We start from the raw sequence: 21785 nt of genomic DNA, 5'->3' as shown, positions 1-21785 counted from the left end.
GCTCCGATCCGGTCCGCTCGACTTGCATGTATTAGGCACGCCGCCAGCGTTCGTCCTGAGCCAGGATCAAACTCTCCAAAAGAAAGTTGATTGGCTTTGTCAGCTTCGGCACCGACACCAAACGTGTCAAGCAGCCTCAGCCTTTCTATTGCGCTTCGTTTCGTTCAGTTTTCAAGGAACGAGCTATTCTTTCTTTGTTCGAGGAATTCTCTTCCTCGAAAGCGACTCTTATAATATATCACCTTTTTTTGTTTTTGTCAACACATTTTTTGCTTTTTTTCGCCGCACCGAAACGGCTCTATTAATATAGCACCTCTGTTTTGATGTGTCAACTGTTCATTCAAGATTTTTTCTTTCAAATCAAAACCGCTTTGTTCTTATCTCTTCCACTCTCTTGCTAACATCCCGTACACAACATGGTCAACAAAATGATCGTAAAGCCACTTCACATCTCGAATCGTCCCTTCATTCGTAAATCCCAGCCGTTCAGGAATCGCTCTGCTCCGTTGATTTTCTACCGCACAGCGGATTTCGACACGATTCATCCCCTGCTCAACCAACAAATAGTCAATGCACGCCTTGCATGCTTTCGTCATCAATCCCATTCCTTGAAACGATTCGCCAAGCCAGTAAGCCAATGCTCGTTTTTCGATTCACCCGATCAATATTATAATGAATTCCAATGACACCGGCCAATTGGCCACGATGCCAAATCCCTGCCTCAAAACCATTGCCAGCAGCAAATTTCCGCAATCCTTGACCGACCTTTTAGGACATACAAAAAAGACTGCTCCGAAAGGCTATCCAAACTGCCTTTTGGAACAGTCTTGCGTCTCCGTTACTATTCCCGCAAAAAGACGAAGTAACAAATAAAAACGACAAACAGCACATACAACAGCGGATGCACGTCTTTGCCGCGGCCTTTTAAAATCATCGTGATCGGGTAGAAGATGAAGCCAACGGCAATCCCAGTGGCGATGCTGTAGGAAAGCGGCATCGTGATGAGCGTGAAGAATGCCGGTACAGCGACTTCGAACTTCTTCCAGTCAATTTCGCCGATCGACGAGGCCATTAATACCCCGACGATGATGAGCGCTGGCGCGGTGACCGGTGCGGTAATGACGCTTAACAGCGGCGAGAAGAACAACGCCAGCAAGAACAAAATCCCCGTCACGACCGCGGAAAACCCTGAGCGTCCTCCAGCGGCGACGCCGGCTGACGATTCGATGTACGACGTCGTTGTCGATGTGCCGAACACCGCCCCAACCATCACCGCTGTCGCATCGACAAGCAGCGCTTTGCCGGCGCGCGGCAGTTTATTGTTTTTCAACAACCCGGCTTGGTTGGCGACAGCCAAGAGCGTCCCGGTCGCATCGAAAAAGTCGACAATAAAGAACGTTAAGACAACACCGAGCATTTTCCACGAGAAAATGTCCGGCAAATGCTTGATCGCTACACCGAAGGTTGGTGAAATGTCCGGAATAGCGCCGACAATTTGATGCGGCACTTTGATCAAACCGAAAATCATGCCGACAATCGCGGTAATGACCATGCCGTAAAAGACGCCGCCGTTTACTTTTCTTACCATCAAAACAACAGTAATGAACAATCCAAAAATGGCCAACAGTGTATTGCCGTCTTTCAACGAACTTAATCCGACGAGCGTTGCTTTGTTATCGACAATAATTCCAGCGTTTTGCAAGCCGATGAACGTGATGAACAGCCCAATTCCGGCGCTGACTGCATATTTCAGTTCAACCGGGATGGCATCGATAATTTTTTCCCGAATGCCGGTGAGCGATAAAATCGTAAAAATGATGCCGGAAACAAACACTCCTGCCAGCGCTGTTTGCCACGGAATGCCCATATGCAGCACGACGGTGAAGGCGAAAAAGGCATTCAGCCCCATCCCAGGCGCCAAGGCGATTGGATAGCGGGCCAACACTCCCATCAAAATCGATCCGTACGCCGCTGCCAAAGCCGTGGCGACAAACACGGCGCCTTGGTCAATGCGCAGTTCATCAGGAAAATCTTTCACAGCCCCTAACGACAAGGTAAATGGGTTGACGAACAAAATGTACGCCATCGACAAAAACGTCGTCAGCCCGGCGATAATCTCCGTTCGATAGTTCGTGCCGAGCTCATCAAACTGGAAGTACTTTCTCACGTCTGCCCCCTCCTATACATAAAATAAAAAACGCTTCTAGCAGCTACCAGAAGCGTTGACTAGGAAGGAATGACGAACAGAGAGAGGACAAACAAGCACTCTCCGATCCCGCATCCCTCGTAGTCAAGCTATTTACGGTAGCTTGGTAGAAACTCCCGAGCCATATTCCCGGGATTATACGACGGAATTCAACAATATTCATGATTCCACGGCTATTGTATCAGCCTGAAGATGACCTGTCAAGAAAAAAGACGAACATTTCTTTGGAAATGTTCGTCTTTTGTTCGTTTTTATTCCCACTCGATCGTTGCCGGAGGCTTGCTTGTAATATCGTAGACGACGCGGTTGACATGCGGCACCTCATTGACGATGCGCGTTGAAATCCGCTCGAGCACATCCCACGGGATGCGCGCCCAATCGGCGGTCATCCCGTCAATCGAGGTCACCGCGCGGATGGCCACCGTATAATCGTACGTGCGGGCATCCCCCATCACCCCAACGCTGCGAATGTCGGGAAGGACGGTAAAGTATTGCCAAATTTCGCGGTCCAACCCAGCTTTTTTCACTTCTTCGCGCAAAATGGCGTCTGATTCGCGAACGATTTCCAATTTTTCTTCCGTCACTTCTCCAAGAACACGGATGCCAAGCCCTGGCCCCGGGAACGGCTGCCGCCAGACGATTTCGTCTGGGATTCCTAGTTGCGTGCCGAGTGCACGCACTTCGTCTTTAAACAGCGTATTGAGCGGTTCGATCAGTTCGAATTTCATATCTTCCGGCAAACCGCCGACATTATGATGCGATTTGATCGTTTGCGCCGTCGCCGTGCCGCTTTCGATAATGTCGGTATAGAGCGTGCCTTGCACCAAAAATTCAATGCCTTCAAGCTTGGCCGCCTCGTCGTCAAATACGTAAATAAACTCGTTGCCGATGATTTTCCGCTTTTGTTCCGGGTCCGTAACCCCTTTGAGTTTCGCCAAAAAGCGGTCTTTCGCATCAACTTTAATGACATTCATTTGGAACTGCTCACGGAACGTCTTCATGACGCTTTCGGCTTCACCTTTGCGCAAAAGGCCATGGTCGACGAAAATACAAGTAAGTTGATCGCCAATGGCGCGGTGCACCAAAACGGCAGCAACCGACGAATCGACTCCGCCGCTTAAGGCGCACAGCACTTTTTTTCCGCCCACTTGTTCACGGATGCGGCGCACCTGCTCATCAATAAAGTTTTCCATCGTCCAGTCGCCCCGGCAGCCGCATACCTCAAAGACAAATTTCTTCAATAGATCATTGCCGTATACCGAGTGGCGCACTTCTGGATGGAATTGCACTCCATACCATTTTCGCCGTTCGTCACTCATCGCAGCAATCGGGCACGAAGGGCTCGTCGCATCGACAGCGAAACCAGCTGGCGGAGCGGTCACCAAATCGCCGTGGCTCATCCAAACGACTTGCTCGTCCGGCAAACCATGAAAAAGCAAAGAATCGTTTTTCACTTGGATGAGCGCTTTGCCGTATTCACGATGCGTCGCTTTTTCCACCTTACCTCCTAAATGGTGCGCCATCAGCTGCATCCCGTAGCAAATCCCTAAAATCGGCAGCCCCAGCTCAAAAATCGCTGGATCGCATGTAAACGCTTGTTCATCATACACGCTGTTTGGACCGCCCGAGAAAATGATTCCTTTGGCGTTCAGCGCACGAATTTCCTCAGCACGGATCGTGTGCGGATGCAGTTCGCTGTAGACGCCAAACTCTCGGATGCGGCGGGTAATCAGCTGGTTATATTGACTGCCAAAGTCCAAGACGACGATCATTTCTTGGTTCATGTTTTCCACCCCGTCAAAAAAATAACGCTGCCATTGCCCAAAATATGGATGAAGGCAGAATAGCAGCGTCTTCTGCCTTCATAGTCGGGCCGTTTACGGCGGCCCGGTAGAGACGCGCAAGCCATATTCTTGCGCTTATATGAAGGGTTTTCGTCTATCCGTATGCAAATTTGAGTTCATTCTATCAACTTGCCGGCATACGGTCAAGAGATCGTCCTTTTTATTAAATTTTCCCACAATTCCACCGCTTCACGGACATTGGCTTCCTTGATTCCCGTTCCGTATACGGCGCGTTCATATAGTTTCGTCAACCGATTCATTTCATCTGTTTCAAACAGGCGATCCACTTCGGCGGCGTATTGACGCAGCGTTTCATGCGGCCGACGCTTAAGTCCATAATCTTGCAAATGGCGAAGAAGCGCCCCGTACGCAGAAATGAGCCAGGCGGCCCCATCGAGTTTCCGGCGGCGGAACCGAAACAGCGTAAAGCGCGGCCACCATTTCCGCCTTGTCGCATAGGCCGCTCCGCCCAACACGGCCAACACGACCAGCGCGGTCAACCCCATTTTCCACGACCAAACATCCGCCAGCTTCTCCCACCAATGCTCCCCCTGTGCCGTCGAAGGTTGCTCAAGTAATTGATCGAGCGGCACACGCGGCGTTTCCCGTTCTTCCGGCTGCAGCTGTGGTTCTGGCTCCTCTGGATTCGAAGCGGCAAGCGAGAACGCATATGGATTGACAAACCCTTGCGTCGGTTCAAACGGCACCCAGCCGATGCCTTCAAAATACACTTCGACCCATGAATGGGCGTCGTTGTTGCGCACTTCATAAACCGATTGCCCGTCTTGTTCCCCAACCAACCGTCCGGATGTGTACCCTTTCACCCAGCGCGCTGGAATGCCCAGTGTGCGGACGAGCACCGCCATCGAGGTGGAAAAATTGTCGCAATACCCTTGCTTCGTCTCAAATAAAAACTGGTCGACGTAATCTTGATCAGGCCCGGGAACAGCGACGTCCGTCGTTTCGTACGTGTATCCGTTCAGATGGAAGTATTGCTCGATCGCTTTTACCTTGTCGTACACGGTTTCTTTTCCATCAGTAATTTGCTTCGCCAACTCGCGAACCCGTTGCGGAAGCGTCTCTGGCAATTGCGTATAGCGTTTCAAAAAGGGCGGGTTTTGGACAGGAGGCGCGGCGCGCAATGCCTCAATCGGAAAATCTGGCTCCATATACGTCAGCATATACTGACGGATCGGAAGCGCGTTGGCGTTTTGATCGCTCGTATAAATTTTTTCCGTCGCCATATGCATGCGGTAGACGATATGGTCAGACGTTTGCACCTGTTGCAAGCCGAGCGGATAGACGAGATGAAACGCCTGGTCTTGGCGGGTGATTTCCGCCGTCTGCTCGACTGTCTTGACTTTGTCGCTCCACCATTCATACCTAATCAGCTCACCGTTTCCAAACGACTGGACTTGTTCGCTTTGAAACGCTTCCCACCCTTTTCCTGTGTAAATGTCTTTCGTTTCGACGCGCCAATAATGACGGCCTTGGTCTTTGGCAATGAAAACGACGGTATCATCAGCAATAAACGGCCCGCCGAGGCGGGAATCATTTTGCCCATATCCCACTTTTGCCACACCAGGAGAAGGTGAGTCATCGTTCGTTTCTTCCGGCTGGGCGTGATAGCTGCGGATAAACGCCACCGGATCCGGCCATTGCGGCGGCAGCTTCGGACCCGCATACCCAACCGCAAGAGCGACGGCAGGAATGAACAGAGCGGCCGCCCGCCACTTTCCGATGCGAAAAGACGGCGCTTTTGCCTGCAGCTCTTCACCCTGGAACCAAACGAAGGCAAAAAAGCCGAGCGCAACAAGACGAAGGATCGCCCCGTTGCCGCTATATGGCAGAAACGTATCAAGCACAGCGATATACCCAACTGTCAACGCGTATGGGACAAACCACCGATTCCGCCGTACAATAAGCCAATGCAACAGGAACGAAACGGCCCATAACAGCAGAAAAAAGACAAAGGTGCGCAGCGCATCGCCCGGCATAGAAGACCAATCGCCCGACAACCAGACGGTGCTATCCCGCCAAAGCGCATGAGGCAAAGCGGCGATCGAAGCAAAAGAAAATAGGCGAGAAAGCGCCCACCATATATAAACCATTTTTCCGAGCGCGGAAAGCCATATGGGAACACGGAGCAAATGAAGTCCGAAACAAAGGGCGACAAATGATACAAACACACCTATATGCGCTGTATCGGTGACGGCCTCTAACGGCCAAAGCCATTCCGTGAGCAGCCAAGCGGCTAGGGCGTTAGGCAGCACGGTAGATAACATGTTTGCCCCTAACGGTCTCATCCATCTCCTCCTCCTTGCCGGACGGTTTGCAACGCCTGCGGGTCAATGCGCGACACATACACTCCGCTGCGGCGAAGCCTGTCCGCCCAATTCCGCTCATCCTCTCCCCATTCACGGCTGACAACATACAGAACAATATGGCGTTTTGGCGCCATTGCTCGGAGCTGCCCGGCCAACTGGGCGGACAACGCGGACGTCACAATGATGCAACCAGCAGCCGTCCTCCAGCTCGCCTCCTCAGCTAAAACATGCGCGAGCGGCTCTTGGCCGCCGACGTCCACTTCCGCCAACCGGAGAAGAATCGACTGCCACTGTCCGTCATGGCGGCGCGGCGCTAAGAAAGAACGCTCTTTTCCAGCAACGAGCAGCCCGACCGGCACCCCTTCATCCATCAACGCCTTCGATACGGAAGCCGCTAACGTGACAAGCTCCTCAAACCATGGAGAAGCGGCGCCGTCGAGCACAACGATCCAATCGTCATTGCGCTGTTCATCAAACTCTTTGGTCATCAGTTCCTGTCTGCGCGCTGACGCCTTCCAATGCACCCACGACATTTTGTCCCCAGGCACGTATTCACGGGCGCCGGCCGCCACGGCCATATCGCGGCGATAGGCAAGTGTGCGCGCAGCTTTTCCTTGGGCAAACCATTCGCGCACCATCTCAGGCGGCCATTGGATATAACGTGGATAGACGATAACCGTGCACGGGGCATAAAACGATGCCGTTTTGTTCACCCAGCCAAAGACATCGCGCGCTTCCAAGCGAACAGCTTCCAATTGATGACGGCCGCGCGGCAAGGAAAGCGGCCATGTACAAGAAAGGTGGCGGCGAAACGGCCAAGCAATCGCAATCATCTCTCCTCCGTGCTTCCGCCCTTCCTCAGCAACAGCAAGCGCCGCCAGCGGAACCGCCCACGGCAACTCGATACGAACCATCACCGGAATCGATTCACCCGCATGGTAGCGCCGCGCCGGCACCGTCCGGCTTACCGCGGCGCGTCGAAGCGGATACATCGCGACCAAGAACGCATACAAACCGAACGGCAAAAAGCTGTAAAACAAAAACCAGCTGACAAATCCACCTTGAAACATGGCGTACGAAAACAAGACAGCCGCCAAAATCAACAGGCGAAGAAAAGCGGGCCATCGTCGGCCATTCCATTTTCCTCTCATGCTCATCGCCGCCCTGGCACCGGCACCGGCGTGCGGGCAATGAGCTGTCCGATGATGGCTTCTGCATCAAACTTGTCCCATTTCGCTTCCGGCCGGACGAGCAGGCGGTGGGCGAGCACATAGGGAGCGAGCTGCTGCACATCATCGGGGATGACAAAATCGCGGCCATGGATGAACGCGTACGCCTGCGCCGCTTTCATCAATGCGGCCGATCCGCGCGGGCTGACGCCTAAATAGACCGCTTCATGCTGACGGCTTTGCTGGATAAGATCGACGATATATCGTTTCACGGTATCGCTCACATGCACGTCGGCTACCTTTCGTTGCAGCGCAAGCAATTCATCAAGCGACATCACCGGGCCGATCTCCGCCAGCGGTGCCGTCTTTTCTAGACGGTTTAACATTTCGATTTCCTCGTCAGGGGACGGATAGCCCATATGCAATTTCAACAAAAACCGGTCAAGCTGGGCCTCAGGAAGCGGATACGTTCCTTCATATTCAATCGGGTTTTGCGTCGCCATCACAAAAAACGGCTGCGGCAGCGCCCGCGTGACACCATCCACCGTCACACTTCCTTCTTCCATCGCCTCAAGCAGCGCCGACTGCGTTTTCGGCGACGTCCGGTTAATCTCATCAGCCAACACAATATGAGCGACAATCGGGCCGGGCTTGTACTCAAACTGCCGTTCTTTTGGATTATAGACGGAAACGCCGATCACATCGCTCGGCAGCAAATCCGGCGTAAACTGAATGCGCTTGAGCTCCACGTTGAATGATTTCGCCAGCGCGCGCACAAGCATCGTCTTGCCGACGCCCGGCACATCTTCAAGCAACACATGGCCCTTGGCCAACAGCGCCGTTAAACTGAGCACAATGACATTGCGTTTTCCGACAATGACTTGTTCAATATTGCGGACAACTTGCTCAAGCGGGGAAAGCAACGGTTCGTTGATCGTCATGACATCAAACTCCTTTTATGGTGATCAATGGGACTTTTAGGAGTAGGCACTATCTAGTTTCTACTATTAATATAATATCGAATATACACAACTTTTGGAATGGATTTGCAACAAAGGGGAGAAGGAGAAAAAAGGGAGAAGTCAAAAATGAAAACGCCCATCCCACGGAAGCGGGATGAGCGCTTTTCCCTTAAATCATTTTCTCCGGTCTCACCCATTCCTCGTACTGTTCCGCCGTCACATAGCCTGTTTTCAACGCCGCTTCCTTGAGCGTCAACCCTTCGCGATGGGCGAGCTTCGCGATTTCCGCCGCCCGGTCGTAGCCGATACGCGGGCTCAACGCCGTCACGAGCATGAGTGAGCGGTCCACGTATTCTTTCATTTTCGCTTCGTTCGCCTCCAGCCCTTGGGCGCACCGTTCATCAAACGAGTGGATCACATCGCCGAGTAGCTGCACGGACTGAATGGCGTTATAGGCGATGACCGGCTTGAACACATTTAATTGGAAGTTGCCTTGGCTCGCCGCAAAGCCGATCGTGGCGTCATTGCCGAACACTTGCACAGCGACCATCGTCATCGCTTCGCTTTGCGTTGGATTCACTTTCCCCGGCATGATCGAGCTTCCGGGTTCATTGGCTGGAATCGTGATCTCCCCGAGCCCGGAGCGCGGCCCGCTCGCCAGCCAGCGGATATCGTTGGCGATTTTCATCAAATCGGCGGCGAGCGCTTTCAACGCTCCGTGGACATACACGATCTCATCATGGCTTGTCAGCGCATGGAATTTATTGGTTGACGAACGGAACGGATAGCCCGTCTGCGTTTTTAGCTGCTCGGCCACTTGCTCGCCAAATCCCGGCGGCGCATTGATTCCGGTGCCAACCGCCGTGCCGCCGATCGCCAAATCAAGCAGCTTCTCACTCGCCTCCATGATCATCGCCTTGCTTTTCTCAAGCATCGCCCGCCAACCGGAAATCTCCTGCCCAAATGTGAGCGGCGTCGCGTCTTGCAAGTGGGTGCGCCCGATTTTGATCGTCTTCCCATATTGGCGTTCTTTGGTCGCGAATGTCCCGATCAAGCCATCAAGCGCTGGCAGGAGGTGCGTTTGGATCTTCGTGAAGATCGCGATATGCATCACAGTTGGGAATGTGTCGTTCGAGCTTTGCGACATGTTCACATCATCGTTCGGGTGAATGCGCCCTTCCCCCTCATCCAGCAGCTCGCTCGCCCGTCTCGCCACGACTTCATTGACGTTCATGTTCGTCTGCGTCCCGCTTCCCGTCTGCCAGACGACGAGCGGGAAATGCTCATCCCATTGGCCCGCCAAAATTTCCTCGCACGCGGCGACAATTGCCCGCTGCTTCGCTTCGCTCAACTTCCCGGCTCGGTGGTTGACGATGGCCGCCGCTTTTTTCAGCTCGGCATACGCATAGATCAATTCCAACGGCATTGTTTCCGTGCCGATGTGAAAGTTTTGCCGGCTTCGCTCCGTCTGCGCCCCCCAGTACTTATCAGCCGGCACCTGCACCTCACCGAGCGAATCGCGTTCAATCCGCACGTTCATTCCATTCTCCTCCTTTGGATATCGCCTTTCCATTTCTAATTTTACCCAAAATCACAATCGACAATGAAACAAATGAGCAGGCAAAACGTCTAACTGAGAAAGGGGGAAACGACATGAAAAATAGATGGCTATGGCTCCTCATCGCTGTATGGCTGTCCGGTTGCCAATCGGGCGACATCCAACCGCCTGACTTACGATTGGCCGTCGACGGAGAGACAATCGACCACCGCCTCGGAACATATACATGGTCAACAGGCGGCCGCGGAGTCGTGGCCGACGCTGCCGCCCCGCCGCTGCTCGTGAAAAACATGAATCCCTATCCGGTTGCCCCTGGGGCAAAATTACACCTCCAATTTGACGACCGCCCGTTGACGATCGAAGCGGGTGTATGGAACGGCGGAGATGCCGACTGGCGCCCGGTGCAAAACGGAATCATTACTCTTCCGGAAAAGAAAGGGGCATACATTTATGCCATTCACGCCTCTTGGAAAAAAGGGGATGCGATTTATGCGTTTTTCATTGAGGTGCGATAACTAGCACAGCGGAGGAAAAGGTGCAATAGAATAGCGATATGAGGGAGAAACAACAGCTGCCCTTCACCCGATCAGCGGCTGTAAGAACACCTGGCTGAGGCATATATAGTCAAAAAGAAAAAGAACACCGGGATTACTCCCAGTGTTCTTTGTTTCGCTAGGCGGATTACATCATGCCGCCCATATCCGGCATGTTGTTGTTGCCTTTGTTTTCTTCCGGTTTGTCGGCAACGACCGCTTCTGTCGTCAAGACCATTGCGGCGACAGATGCAGCGTTTTGCAGCGCCGAACGAGTGACTTTCGTCGGGTCAACGATACCAGCTTCGATCATGTCGACCCATTCACCTGTTGCCGCATTGAAGCCGATGCCCGGTTTTTCGTTTTTCAGGCGCTCAACGATGATCGAGCCTTCCAGACCAGCGTTTTGCGCGATTTGACGAACCGGTTCTTCGATCGCGCGCAATACGATTTTCACACCGGTTGCTTCATCGCCTTCCGCTTCGATGGCAGCGACTTTGTTGTAGATGTTCATGAGAGCCGTGCCACCGCCGGCGACAATGCCTTCTTCAACAGCCGCACGAGTCGAGTTGAGCGCGTCTTCGATGCGCAGTTTGCGTTCTTTCAATTCTGTTTCTGTTGCCGCACCGACTTTGATGACCGCTACGCCGCCAGCCAATTTCGCCAAGCGTTCTTGCAGTTTTTCGCGGTCGAATTCGGACGTCGTTTCTTCAAGCTGCGCACGGATTTGGTTGATGCGCGCTTTGATGCGCTCCGAATCGCCAGCGCCTTCGACGATCGTCGTCGTTTCTTTCGTGACAACAACTTTCGCCGCACGACCAAGCGACGCGATCGTCGTCGATTTTAATTCACGGCCAAGCTCTTCCGAGATCACTTCGCCGCCTGTCAAAATCGCAATGTCTTCGAGCATCGCTTTGCGGCGATCGCCGAAACCAGGCGCTTTGACAGCAACCGCATTGAACGTGCCGCGCAGTTTGTTGACAACAAGCGTCGCCAATGCTTCGCCTTCAACATCTTCCGCAATGATCAGGAGCGGACGGCCTTGTTGGACGACTTGTTCTAAGACCGGCAACAGTTCTTGAATGCTCGATACTTTTTTGTCCGTGATGAGGATGTACGGATTTTCAAGGACAGCTTCCATTTTTTCCGTATCCGTAATCATGTACGGTGAAACGTAACCGCGGTCGAATTGCATCCCTTCGACAACGTCGAGTTCCGTCGTGAAGCCTTTCGACTCTTCAAGCGTGATAACGCCATCATTGCCAACGCGTTCCATCGCTTCAGCGATCAATTGGCCGACTTCTTCGTCAGCAGCCGAGATCGCAGCAACTTGGGCGATCGACTCTTTTCCTTTAATCGGTTTGGAGATGGCTTTCAATTCTTCAACCGCAACAGCAACCGCTTTTTCGATACCGCGACGGATGCCCATCGGGTTGGCACCAGCTGCTACGTTTTTCAAGCCTTCGCGGATCATCGCTTGAGCCAATACCGTAGCGGTTGTTGTACCGTCCCCAGCGATGTCGTTCGTTTTGCTGGCGACTTCAGCGACCAATTTCGCGCCCATGTTTTCAAACGGATCTTCGAGCTCGATTTCTTTCGCGATCGTTACCCCGTCATTCGTGATGAGCGGCGAACCGAATTTTTTCTCCAATACGACGTTGCGGCCTTTCGGACCTAATGTGACTTTCACTGCGTCTGCAAGTTTGTCCACCCCGCGCAACATCGCACGGCGCGCTTCTTCGCTGAACTTGATTTGTTTTGCCATACCCCGTTACCTCCTTATGAAATTGTTGGACTGCGTGCCACAAGTTAAGTATCCGATTAAGTACCCAGTATGTTTTCGGAATGTTTATGTGATGAACGCATATATTAGCGGATGACAGCCAAAATATCGCTTTCGCGCAAAATTAAGTATTCTTTGCCGTCGTATTTCACTTCTGTGCCCGCATATTTCGAGAAGATAATGCGGTCGCCAACTTCGACTTCCGGCGCGATGCGTTGGCCGTTATCGAGCACGCGGCCTGCACCGACAGCGACAACGCGGCCTTCTTGCGGTTTTTCTTTCGCCGTATCCGGCAGCACAATGCCGCTAGCCGTTTTTTCTTCTGTTTCCACGACTTCAATGACAATGCGATCGCCTAATGGCTTCAACACGGGAAACGACCTCCTTAACGATAGTTTTCGCCGTTCTTATTAGCACTCATCACTATCGAGTGCTAACACACTTATAATATTAATGAACTTCTTTCCGTTTTGCAAGTAGGAAATGCAAAAAAATAACGGTTTTTCTCTCCTAAAGAAGAAAGAGCAAAAGGAGCCGGTTGTTTTGCCTCTACTCCCCATCCGCGCGGAGCTCATTTTCATTATTTCACATTCCTCGGACTGATAAACGGCTCCGGTTAATTTTTTTACGGCGGTGAGGTGGGATGCGAGGATGCAGTTTTCTTACTATTTTCGCCATACATGTGCTACAATACGGATATAATTTGAAATAAAAGGGGTAGAGGGTTTGAAACGCAACCACTGGTACGTCATCATCACGTATATCGTCATGCAGCTGTCCGCCTTTGTCGGCGTGCCGCTTCTTCGCGCCCTCGGCGTCGGCCAAGGAACGGAAAGCCGCCTCGAAGCCGCCAAACTGGCTTCCGGGTATTGGGCGATCATTAGTTTCCTGCTCGCTTTTGTTATGATCCTATGGCTGCTCCGCGGTGACCGCAACGAACGAATGATGCGGCGGCTGCCGCTTGGTTCCTCGTGGATGTGGGCGGTCTTGGGCGTCTTTTTGGCGCTCACGGCGCAAAGCATCGCCGCCAACATCGAATGGCGGTTGCTCGGCATCAAACCAGGGTCGGAAAATACAAGGCAAATCATCGATATCATCCGCCTGACGCCGCTGTTGGTCGTCGTCACCTCCGTCATCGGCCCGATTTTGGAAGAGATCATCTTCCGCAAAATCATTTTCGGCTCGCTTTATGAAAAATACAACTTTTGGCTTGCTGCGCTTGTCAGTTCGCTCTTGTTTGCCCTTGTCCATATGGAGCCGGAACATTTGCTTCTGTACACATCCATGGGGATGGTATTCGCGTTTTTATACGCGAAAACCGGACGCATTTTCGTGCCGATTTTCGCCCATGTCGCCATGAATACGTTCGTCGTCGCCATGCAGACGCTGTTGGCCGACGAGATTGAGAAAATGATGCGCCAGTCCGAGCTGCCGCTCGCCGTTTGGAGGGTTTGGCTATGATGCGAAACCCTCGGCTGTTTTCGCTTCTGTATTTCGTCTTAGGCTCAATGTTTACGTATTTGGCCATCGAAAGTGCTCATGAAACGGTTTGGAACGTCTCCACCATCGCTTTAGCGGCGCTCGCTGCCTTTGATTTCGGCACCGCCCTTCGCCTTCTTTTCGCCTCAAAACGCTGACCCCCTTCCCGTGATTCGCACGGGAAGGGACCAGAACATCAATCTCATGACGGCGATCATATTGTGAAAATGGAAACAAAAAAACAAGAGGCCGGCCTCAAAACCCTGTTTTGCGGCTTTTGAGACAGCCCCTTCGTTTGGCCCGGCCTTGCTCGCTTTCCTCTCAATGTTTTTCGTCCCGCCTCACTCATTGCCTTCCTCCTCGGCTGCTCGCTGCGCTTTCCGATAGCCGATGCGCGCCACCCAAATGCTTCCTTCATACAAAATGGTGAGCGGAATCATGACGATCACTTGCGACAGCACATCCGGCGGCGTAATGACCGCCGCTAAAATAAGCAGCGCCAAATACGCATACTTGCGGATGCGAACAAGAAGCTGCGGCGTAATAAGCCCTAAGCGGGTGAAAAACAACACGACGATCGGCAGCTGAAACACGATGCCAAACGGCAGCACGAGCTGAAGCAAAAACTGAAAATATTCATTAATGCCGATCATTTGTTGAACCCCTAGTTGGTCAGCCAGCTGGCTCATAAATCGAACGACAAACGGAAACAAGACGAAATAAGCGAAGCTGACGCCTGCTAAAAAAAGAACGATCGACGCCGGGATATAGCTTAACGTCACTTTCCGCTCTTTTTCATACAGACCGGGGCTTACAAACGCCCAAATTTGATACAACAGCACCGGAGCCGACAGCACAGCTGCGATGACAAAGGCAAACTGAAAATACACTTTAATCGGATCGGTGAGGCGGAAGGCGTTCATGGTCAAATGCTTCGCCTCGGCCGTTCGCTGCAAATACAAAATGACATCATCGACAAAAAAGAAACTAACGACAAGCGCCGCAGCAAAAAAGATGAGCACGATGATGAGCCGTTTTCGCAGTTCACCCAGATGCTCATACACCGACATTTCTTTGTCATTCATTGTTTCTCCATCCTGCCTTGTCATCGGTCGGTTTTCGTTTCTTCGTCATCAGCGAGCCCTTTTGTGGCGTCTTTAAACTCGCGAAGCGACTGGCCGAACGACCGCCCTAATTCCGGCAGCTTTTTCGTGCCAAACAGCAACAAAATCACAGCAACGAGCAACAAATATTTCATGTGTTGTTCTCTCCTTTTTACGATGGCGATGGATAGTTTTTCAAAAAATAGACGAGCGACTGCAGCTCAATGGCTAAATCGATATGATGGACGCGAATATGGTTCGGCACGTTCAACCGCGCCGGAGTAAAGTTTAAAATGCCTTTAATTCCTTGCGCGACAAGGCGGTCGGTCAGCGCTTGAGCCGCGGCGGCCGGCACGGTTAAAATGGCGACCGGGATGTTTTCGTGAAGCCGCTCCTCCAACTCATCGAGATGATAGACCGGCACCCCGCCGACTGTCGTTCCTACTTTCCGCTCATCGACATCAAACGCCATCACGATTTTCGTATTGTTGTTTTTCGAAAAATTATAGTTTAAAAAGGCGGTGCCTAAATTGCCGACGCCAAACAAGGCGACTTCGGTCACCTCATCCTCTTCAAGCGTCCGGCGGAAAAACGACAACAAATAATTGACATTATACCCGTATCCCTTTTTACCAAGCGCGCCAAAATAGGAGAAATCACGGCGGATCGTCGCCGGATCGACTTTCACCGCCTCGCTCAACTCGGCAGAGGAGACGCGTTGCTTGCCGGAAGCGTGCAAGTTTTTCAAAAACCGATAGTAAAGCGGCAGCCGTTTGGCGGTTGCCTGCGGAATTTTCGGTTGTTCGTTGCTCATGATCTCATCCCCTAGCTAATCGGTTTTCCGTCGGTAATGGCCAGACTTCCCGCCCGTTTTTTCGACCAAATACGTCGGACCGATGACCATTCCTTTATCAAGCGCCTTGCACATATCGTACACTGTCAACGCACAGACCGAAGCGGCCGTCAGCGCTTCCATTTCCACTCCTGTGCTCCCTTTCGTTTTCACCGTTGCCGTGATGACGAGCTTATGCGCTTCTCCATCGTTTTCCCAAGCAAAAGCAATGTCCACACCCTTTAACATAAGCGGGTGACACATTGGAATAAGGTCAGCTGTCTTCTTCGCCGCCATCACCCCCGCCACTTGAGCGACGGCGAGCACATCCCCTTTCTCGATCGCATTGCTCGTCATTTTTTCGTAAATTTCCCGGCTGACAGTCACGCTCGTTTGCGCCACAGCCACTCGCACAGTATCTTCTTTGTGCGTAATATCAACCATTTTCGCGCGCCCTTGTTCATTGAAATGAGTGAACGATGACAATACAATCTCCTCCATTTATACACTATACACGATTTTTCATCATTCGTCTTTGACCGTTTTCGCGACTTGCGTTAAACTATTCGCGAGGTGACGGACATGATCATTTTGCAAGTGCACGGGCTCACGAAATATTTCGGTGCTGACCTTATTTTATCGAATATAAAACTAGAAATACAGTCCCGCGACCGAATCGCCCTTGTCGGCCGCAACGGAGCGGGAAAATCGACATTGTTGAAAATCATCGCCGGTGAACTCTCTTTCGACAGCGGCAAAATCATCAAACCAAACCATATCAAAATCGGCTATTTGGCGCAAAACAGCGGGCTCGACTCGCCGCGTTCCATTTGGGACGAAATGCTCGAGGTATTCACCCCGCTTCTAGGACTCGAAAAACAGCTTGCCGAACTCAGCATGCAACTCGGCGACCCGGACGTACTCGCCGATCCCGCTCGCTATGAAAAAACGCTGAAAATGTATGACGAGCTGCAAGAACAATACAAAGAACAAGGCGGCTACCAATACGAAGCCGACATCCGCTCCGTTTTGTACGGGCTGCAGTTTTCCTCATATGATTATAAAACTACGCCGGTCTCGTCGTTAAGCGGCGGACAGCGGACGCGGCTTGCCCTTGGGAAATTGCTGTTGTCCAAGCCGGATTTATTGATTTTGGACGAGCCGACGAACCATTTGGATCTTGAGACGCTTGCCTGGCTGGAGCAGTACTTGCAAGCCTATCCCGGTGCCGTCCTGGTTGTTTCCCACGACCGCTACTTTTTAGACAAAATCGTCACCGACGTATACGAACTGTCGAATGCCACGCTCAAACACTATGCCGGCAACTACAGCCGCTATTTGGAGTTGCGGGCCGAGCAATACGAACAAGAGTTAAGACGGTACGAGAAACAGCAAGAAGAAATCGCCCGACTCCAAGACTTCATCCAGCGCAACATCGCACGTGCCTCGACGGCCAAACGGGCGCAAAGCCGGCGAAAGCAACTGGAAAAAATAGAACGGCTCGAACGGCCTGTCGGCGATGAAAAATCAGCCTCCTTTTCGTTCTCGATCGATCGACCGAGCGGCTATGAAGTGCTCACCGCTGAAGACATAGCCGTTGGCTATGACGACGGTGCACCCATCATCCGCCAAATCAGCTTCCGCATCACGCGCGGCGAAAGCGTCGCCCTAGTCGGGCCGAACGGCATCGGCAAGTCGACATTGCTGAAGGCGATCGCCCGAAAACTCCCTATCCAAACAGGAGAGCTCCGCTACGGCGCAAACGTCCAAATCGGCTATTACGATCAAGACCAAGCTGATTTGTCATCGAACAAACGGGTGCTTGACGAGCTGTGGGACGCCTACCCCGAAAAGACAGAAAAAGAAATTCGCACCGTGCTCGGCAACTTCCTGTTTTCCGGCGATGACGTTTTAAAACCGGTCTCCGCTTTAAGCGGCGGGGAGAAAGCACGCCTGGCGCTCGCCAAGTTGATGTTGCAAAAAGCAAATGTCCTTCTTTTGGACGAACCGACAAACCATCTAGACCTCGACAGCAAAGAAGTGCTCGAGCAAGCGCTCATCGACTACCCGGGAACGATTTTGTTCGTTTCCCACGACCGCTATTTCATCAACCGAATCGCAACAAAGGTGTTTGAACTTTCCAGCGGAGGCCTAACGGAATACTTAGGCGACTATGATTACTACATCGCCAAAAAAGAAGAAATGCGCGAACTGGCACTCCTGAACGTCCGCCCGACAGAAACGGCAAGTGATTCTGCCAAAACGACATACGAGCAAGAAAAAGAGGAAAAAAAACGACGGCGCCAGCGCCAACGCCGCTTGGATGAAATCGAAGCCGAGATTGCAACGCTTGAAGCACAAATCGCTGAGATCGAGCAGCAACTTTGTGATCCATCCGTTTACGGCGACTATGAGACGATGCAACGATTGACGCAAGAAAACGACGAGCGGAAGCAGCGAGTCGAAATGTTATTGGCCGAATGGGAACAGCTTTATACTTCACTATAACCGACAACCCGCCTCTAGTTTCGGCGGGTTGTTCTTTAGTTAGTCACATTATCCACAAAAGAATCCACAATTTCCACCATGGAATATAAGTTATTCACCAACTTTTCCACACTATCCACAAAAAACATCTTCCTTGTTACACAAAAATCGCTGTGTATTGTCTTTCTTATGTTGATCATGTTTTACCGCTTTTTCCACATTGTCCACAGATTTGTGGATAAAAATATACACAAACTTTTTTCACATGAAAATAAAAAGGACGATCCGTTTGCCTGCCGCAAACGGATCGCCCTTCGGTGTCTTTCGCGTTTCAGCCAACTGCCTAGACAAGCGGCAAGCTTGGATTGGCGTTGAGCGCCAAATCAGCCCGCTTTCCTTGTTGATATAACACTGTTCCCGCAACGGCAATCATCGCAGCATTATCGGTGCATAGCGATAACGGCGGGATGACAAGCTCCACGTCGGGAAGCTCTTTCATTTTCTCCTGCAGTGCAGCCCGCAGCCCGCGGTTGGCCGCCACCCCCCCGGCGAGCAGCACTTGCCGTACGCGGTATTCTTTGGCGGCCTGCACCGTTTTCGTCACCAGCACATCGACGACGCTGGCCTGAAAGCTCGCGGCCATCTGTCTCGGATCGATCTCCTCACCGCGCTGCTTCGCATTGTGGAGCGCATTGAGAACCGCCGATTTTAAGCCGCTGAAGCTGAAATCATACGAACCTTCCTCAAGCCACGCTCGCGGCAAATCAATCACTGGCTCTCCCTCATGAGCCAGCCGGTCGATGTGCGGTCCTCCTGGGTACGGAAGGCCTAAAGCCCGCGCCACCTTGTCATACGCCTCACCGGCAGCGTCATCGCGCGTTTCACCGATCACCACAAAATTCCCGTGCTCCTTCATGAACACGAGTTCCGTATGACCACCGGAAACGACGAGCGCCAACAGCGGGAACTTCATTTCGGTCACTAATTGATTGGCGTAAATATGACCGGCGATATGATGCACCCCAATAAGCGGCAATCCATGGGCAAACGCTAACGCTTTCGCCGCGTTGACCCCGACAAGAAGCGCTCCGACAAGCCCCGGTCCGGCCGTCACCGCCACCGCATCAAGGTCCGCAAACGATACGCCGGCCTGCTGCATCGCTTCCTCAATAACGAGCGTAATTTGCTCCACATGATGGCGGGAAGCAATTTCCGGCACGACGCCGCCAAACCGCCGATGGCTTTCCATTTGCGACGCCACTACATTCGATAAAACCTCTCTTCCGTTTTTCACGACTGCTGCCGCCGTTTCATCGCAGCTCGTTTCAATGCCTAATACATACACGTCCTCATTCATCTCAGCTTCACCCACATGACTAACGCGTCTTCAAAGTTATCCGGATAATACCGTTTGCGAATGCCTCCGTTGCGAAACCCAAGCTTTCGGTACAGCGACTGGGCAACATGATTGGACACGCGCACCTCAAGCGTCATCATCGCCGCCCCGTGCTGCCTGGCCATGTCCATCAAGCGTCGCATGAGCGCTTCACCAAGCTTTTGCCCACGAAACTGCGGCAACACGGCTACATTCGTCACATGCGCCTCATCGATGACAAGCCACATCCCACCATACCCGATGATCCGCCCGTTGTACACCATGACGATATATTTGGCGTAGCGGTTGTACATGAGCTCGTTGTAAAACGATTCACGGCTCCAAGGCGAAGTAAACGATGCCCGCTCGACTTGCACGACTTCATCAATGTCATGAATGGTCATTGGCCGAAATTGAACATTGATCCCCATCGTTCTGTTCCCCTTTTTGTTTCGCGAGCCATTTCGCCTCCGCCTCGGCAAGGCGGAGGTAATTCGGCACAAACACATGGGCGTTCTCGCGCTCTTTTTGTTTGCCTAGCATTACCAACTCGCTCGGACGCGGCAACGCCAAAGACGGCGGGGCCACGTGAACCCGTTCGCCTAAATGACTTCGAAACAAATCACGATATAGCGGTGCATCCGCACCAATGAACAATACATCCTCTTCCTGCTTGCTCAACCAACGCGCCCACTCATCCGCCGCCACAATCCTGTCCTCCTCAAGACAGCGGAGCGCACCGCCTTCGTAGCGATAAAGCCCGGTGTAAATTTGTCCGCGCCGTGCGTCAAACAGCGGAACGATCACCCCAGGAAAATAACGGCCATTGGCGGCGAGCACCTCAAGGCTCGACACTCCGGCGATCGGAATACCGAGCGACCAGGCAAGCGTTTTCGCAATCGTCACGCCGATCCGCACCCCGGTATACGACCCCGGCCCTTTCGCTACAACGATTAAATCGAGATCTTTTGGAGCAACGTCACATCGTCGAAGCAACAACTCAATGGCTGGCATCGCCCGGGATGAATGGTCTTTTTTCACATTAGTGATGAATTCCCCTTTCACGACATCACCATCTACCAACGCAATGCCAAGCGGCATATTCGATGTATCAATTCCCAATACTTTCATGACGGAAAAATCTCCTTGCACAACTGTTCATAACGCTCCCCCGACGGCTCAAAGCGAAGCAACCGCTCATCGCCGCCACGATGAAACAAGAAAACGGTCAGCCGTTCCTCAGGCAACTGGCCGGCGATCAAATGCGCCCATTCAACAACCGTAACACCATCGCCAGCAAAATATTCGTCAAATCCAAGATCTTCCCATTCATCTTCAAGTCGGTATACATCCATATGATAAAGCGGAAGCCGACCATCATATTGCTTAATAATCGTAAACGTTGGGCTATTGACCGTTTGCGTAATGCCCAGCCCTTCAGCAAGACCTTTCGTAAACGTCGTCTTTCCCGCCCCGAGATCACCTTCTAATGCGATGACCATTCCCGGCTCAAGATGTTCCGCCAGCCGGCGGGCCACCGACTTCGTTTCTTCCGGAGAATGCACCAAAATTTCAATTTTTTTCATTTTGTTCTACCTTATCCCCTTTTATCATCTTCACTCTTGCTTTTGAAATTGTATCATATCCGAACATCTTGCCGCCACTTCCAAAACGAAAAATAGGCATAGGAGAAAAGGAAAAACAAAAAGGACGATCCCGCGCAGCCTTTTGGCTCGCTGACAGATCGCCCTGTTGCGCAATCGCCCCTAAAAAGAAAAAGGGAATGAGGCGTGTCGAAACTCCCTGGTGAATGAAGCTGCCTAGCAGCGACCTACTCTTGCAGGGGCGCTGGCCCCAACTACCATCGGCGCTGGAGGGCTTAACTTCCGTGTTCGGGATGGGAACGGGTGTTTCCCCTCCGCCATAGCCACTAGGCAAGCGGTTGGATTTTGACATCATTTATTATACTTGAAAAACAAACAATGTCAAGAAGGAAATTCATTCCTTCAAAACTAGATAACCGTGCTCAGGAAGAAGCCGCTCGCCTGCGCTTTTCGCATTGTCCAGCTCCGGCTCGCCGCCGCTCGGGGTCAAATAACCTTCGCCTTCGGGATCGGAAATCCCTGC

20 protein-coding genes, 2 rRNA genes, 1 pseudogene and 2 riboswitches are annotated in these 21785 nt (G+C 52.1%); of the genes and pseudogenes, 4 read left to right on the top strand and 19 right to left on the bottom strand.

All coding sequences use genetic code 11. From position 1 onward, the window contains the following. The 8 genes and pseudogenes from JCR24_RS16770 to fumC form a co-directional block, all read right to left on the bottom strand. Positions 1-82: ribosomal RNA gene (locus JCR24_RS16770) — 16S ribosomal RNA — on the bottom strand; the annotation flags it as partial. 295 nt (positions 83-377) lie between these two features. Continuing rightward, a pseudogene (locus JCR24_RS16765) lies at positions 378-765 on the bottom strand (GNAT family N-acetyltransferase); the annotation flags it as partial. A 76-nt stretch (positions 766-841) separates the two neighbouring features. Beyond that, positions 842-2167: an NCS2 family permease gene (locus JCR24_RS16760; protein WP_011229764.1), complete on the bottom strand. Its 1326-nt coding sequence runs from the start codon at positions 2165-2167 to the stop codon at positions 842-844. Positions 2168-2267: 100 nt separating this feature from the next. Further along, positions 2268-2369, bottom strand: a riboswitch (purine riboswitch). A gap of 88 nt (positions 2370-2457) precedes the next feature. Then, positions 2458-3990, bottom strand: a complete 1533-nt coding sequence (guaA, locus tag JCR24_RS16755; RefSeq protein ID WP_011229763.1) for a glutamine-hydrolyzing GMP synthase — start codon at positions 3988-3990, stop codon at positions 2458-2460. 61 nt (positions 3991-4051) lie between these two features. Next, positions 4052-4153: riboswitch (purine riboswitch) on the bottom strand. Positions 4154-4193: 40 nt separating this feature from the next. Further along, complete coding sequence (locus tag JCR24_RS16750) at positions 4194-6356, bottom strand: transglutaminase TgpA family protein (RefSeq protein ID WP_014194758.1); 2163 nt, start codon at positions 6354-6356, stop codon at positions 4194-4196. Then, entirely contained in the window at positions 6353-7534 is a 1182-nt protein-coding gene (locus tag JCR24_RS16745) for a DUF58 domain-containing protein (protein ID WP_348272649.1), read from the bottom strand. The genes JCR24_RS16750 and JCR24_RS16745 overlap by 4 nt, the downstream gene beginning before the upstream one ends. Next, positions 7531-8487 carry an AAA family ATPase gene (locus JCR24_RS16740; protein ID WP_238981062.1) on the bottom strand — a complete coding sequence of 319 codons (957 nt, stop codon included), beginning with the start codon at positions 8485-8487 and terminating at the stop codon, positions 7531-7533. Before JCR24_RS16740 ends, JCR24_RS16745 begins: the two co-directional genes overlap by 4 nt. Before the next feature lie 190 nt (positions 8488-8677). Then, the gene (fumC, locus tag JCR24_RS16735) at positions 8678-10048 is read right to left on the bottom strand and encodes a class II fumarate hydratase (RefSeq protein WP_033005457.1); all 1371 of its coding nucleotides are present in this window, start codon (positions 10046-10048) and stop codon (positions 8678-8680) included. 113 nt (positions 10049-10161) lie between these two features. Here fumC and JCR24_RS16730 point away from each other — a divergent pair, with 113 nt between their 5' ends. Then, positions 10162-10581 carry a hypothetical protein gene (locus JCR24_RS16730; protein WP_238981061.1) on the top strand — a complete coding sequence of 140 codons (420 nt, stop codon included), beginning with the start codon at positions 10162-10164 and terminating at the stop codon, positions 10579-10581. 166 nt (positions 10582-10747) lie between these two features. Here the strand turns inward: JCR24_RS16730 and groL are convergent, their stop codons facing one another. Together groL and groES are read right to left on the bottom strand one after the other, a co-directional pair. Beyond that, a complete protein-coding gene (gene groL, locus JCR24_RS16725; RefSeq protein ID WP_011229758.1) occupies positions 10748-12364 on the bottom strand; it encodes a chaperonin GroEL in 1617 nt (538 codons plus the stop codon). 104 nt (positions 12365-12468) lie between these two features. After that, on the bottom strand, positions 12469-12753 hold the full coding sequence (groES, locus tag JCR24_RS16720; RefSeq protein ID WP_013144057.1) for a co-chaperone GroES: 285 nt from the start codon (positions 12751-12753) through the stop codon (positions 12469-12471). Positions 12754-13108: 355 nt separating this feature from the next. Here groES and JCR24_RS16715 point away from each other — a divergent pair, with 355 nt between their 5' ends. Together JCR24_RS16715 and JCR24_RS16710 are read left to right on the top strand one after the other, a co-directional pair. After that, a complete protein-coding gene (locus JCR24_RS16715; protein WP_238981060.1) occupies positions 13109-13843 on the top strand; it encodes a CPBP family intramembrane glutamic endopeptidase in 735 nt (244 codons plus the stop codon). Continuing rightward, positions 13840-14019 (top strand): YdiK family protein, encoded by a 180-nt coding sequence (locus JCR24_RS16710; RefSeq protein WP_013522803.1) that lies wholly within the window; start codon positions 13840-13842, stop codon positions 14017-14019. The genes JCR24_RS16715 and JCR24_RS16710 overlap by 4 nt, the downstream gene beginning before the upstream one ends. A 183-nt stretch (positions 14020-14202) precedes the next feature. Here JCR24_RS16710 and tatC read toward each other — a convergent pair whose 3' ends face one another. The 4 genes from tatC to moaC are packed head-to-tail and all read right to left on the bottom strand — an operon-like array spanning position 14203 to position 16282. Continuing rightward, positions 14203-14946: a twin-arginine translocase subunit TatC gene (tatC, locus tag JCR24_RS16705; RefSeq protein WP_013144053.1), complete on the bottom strand. Its 744-nt coding sequence runs from the start codon at positions 14944-14946 to the stop codon at positions 14203-14205. A 20-nt stretch (positions 14947-14966) separates the two neighbouring features. Beyond that, positions 14967-15119 carry a twin-arginine translocase TatA/TatE family subunit gene (gene tatA, locus JCR24_RS16700; protein WP_013144052.1) on the bottom strand — a complete coding sequence of 51 codons (153 nt, stop codon included), beginning with the start codon at positions 15117-15119 and terminating at the stop codon, positions 14967-14969. A 17-nt stretch (positions 15120-15136) separates the two neighbouring features. Then, positions 15137-15778 (bottom strand): redox-sensing transcriptional repressor Rex, encoded by a 642-nt coding sequence (locus tag JCR24_RS16695; protein ID WP_013144051.1) that lies wholly within the window; start codon positions 15776-15778, stop codon positions 15137-15139. A 15-nt stretch (positions 15779-15793) separates the two neighbouring features. Further along, positions 15794-16282, bottom strand: a complete 489-nt coding sequence (gene moaC / locus JCR24_RS16690; RefSeq protein ID WP_011229750.1) for a cyclic pyranopterin monophosphate synthase MoaC — start codon at positions 16280-16282, stop codon at positions 15794-15796. 96 nt (positions 16283-16378) lie between these two features. On the opposite strand from moaC, the gene JCR24_RS16685 reads away from it, so the two are divergent. After that, the gene (locus JCR24_RS16685) at positions 16379-18304 is read left to right on the top strand and encodes an ABC-F family ATP-binding cassette domain-containing protein (protein WP_238981059.1); all 1926 of its coding nucleotides are present in this window, start codon (positions 16379-16381) and stop codon (positions 18302-18304) included. A 322-nt stretch (positions 18305-18626) separates the two neighbouring features. Here the strand turns inward: JCR24_RS16685 and tsaD are convergent, their stop codons facing one another. From tsaD to rrf, 5 genes are all read right to left on the bottom strand, one after another. Further along, entirely contained in the window at positions 18627-19640 is a 1014-nt protein-coding gene (tsaD, locus tag JCR24_RS16680) for a tRNA (adenosine(37)-N6)-threonylcarbamoyltransferase complex transferase subunit TsaD (RefSeq protein WP_238981058.1), read from the bottom strand. Continuing rightward, positions 19637-20089, bottom strand: coding sequence for a ribosomal protein S18-alanine N-acetyltransferase (rimI, locus tag JCR24_RS16675; protein ID WP_238981057.1), 453 nt, complete (start codon positions 20087-20089; stop codon positions 19637-19639). Before rimI ends, tsaD begins: the two co-directional genes overlap by 4 nt. Then, positions 20049-20789, bottom strand: a complete 741-nt coding sequence (gene tsaB, locus JCR24_RS16670; protein WP_238981056.1) for a tRNA (adenosine(37)-N6)-threonylcarbamoyltransferase complex dimerization subunit type 1 TsaB — start codon at positions 20787-20789, stop codon at positions 20049-20051. Before tsaB ends, rimI begins: the two co-directional genes overlap by 41 nt. Next, complete coding sequence (gene tsaE / locus JCR24_RS16665) at positions 20786-21244, bottom strand: tRNA (adenosine(37)-N6)-threonylcarbamoyltransferase complex ATPase subunit type 1 TsaE (RefSeq protein WP_013144048.1); 459 nt, start codon at positions 21242-21244, stop codon at positions 20786-20788. Before tsaE ends, tsaB begins: the two co-directional genes overlap by 4 nt. Positions 21245-21476: 232 nt before the next feature. Next, positions 21477-21593, bottom strand: a 5S ribosomal RNA gene (gene rrf / locus JCR24_RS16660). Positions 21594-21785 lie beyond the last annotated feature (192 nt).

The organism is Geobacillus sp. YHL (assembly GCF_022341265.1).
GTDB classification, from domain to species: domain Bacteria; phylum Bacillota; class Bacilli; order Bacillales; family Anoxybacillaceae; genus Geobacillus; species Geobacillus thermoleovorans.
The sequence above is the reverse complement of the archived record's forward strand: the minus strand, read 5'-3'. Positions and strand labels throughout refer to the sequence as shown.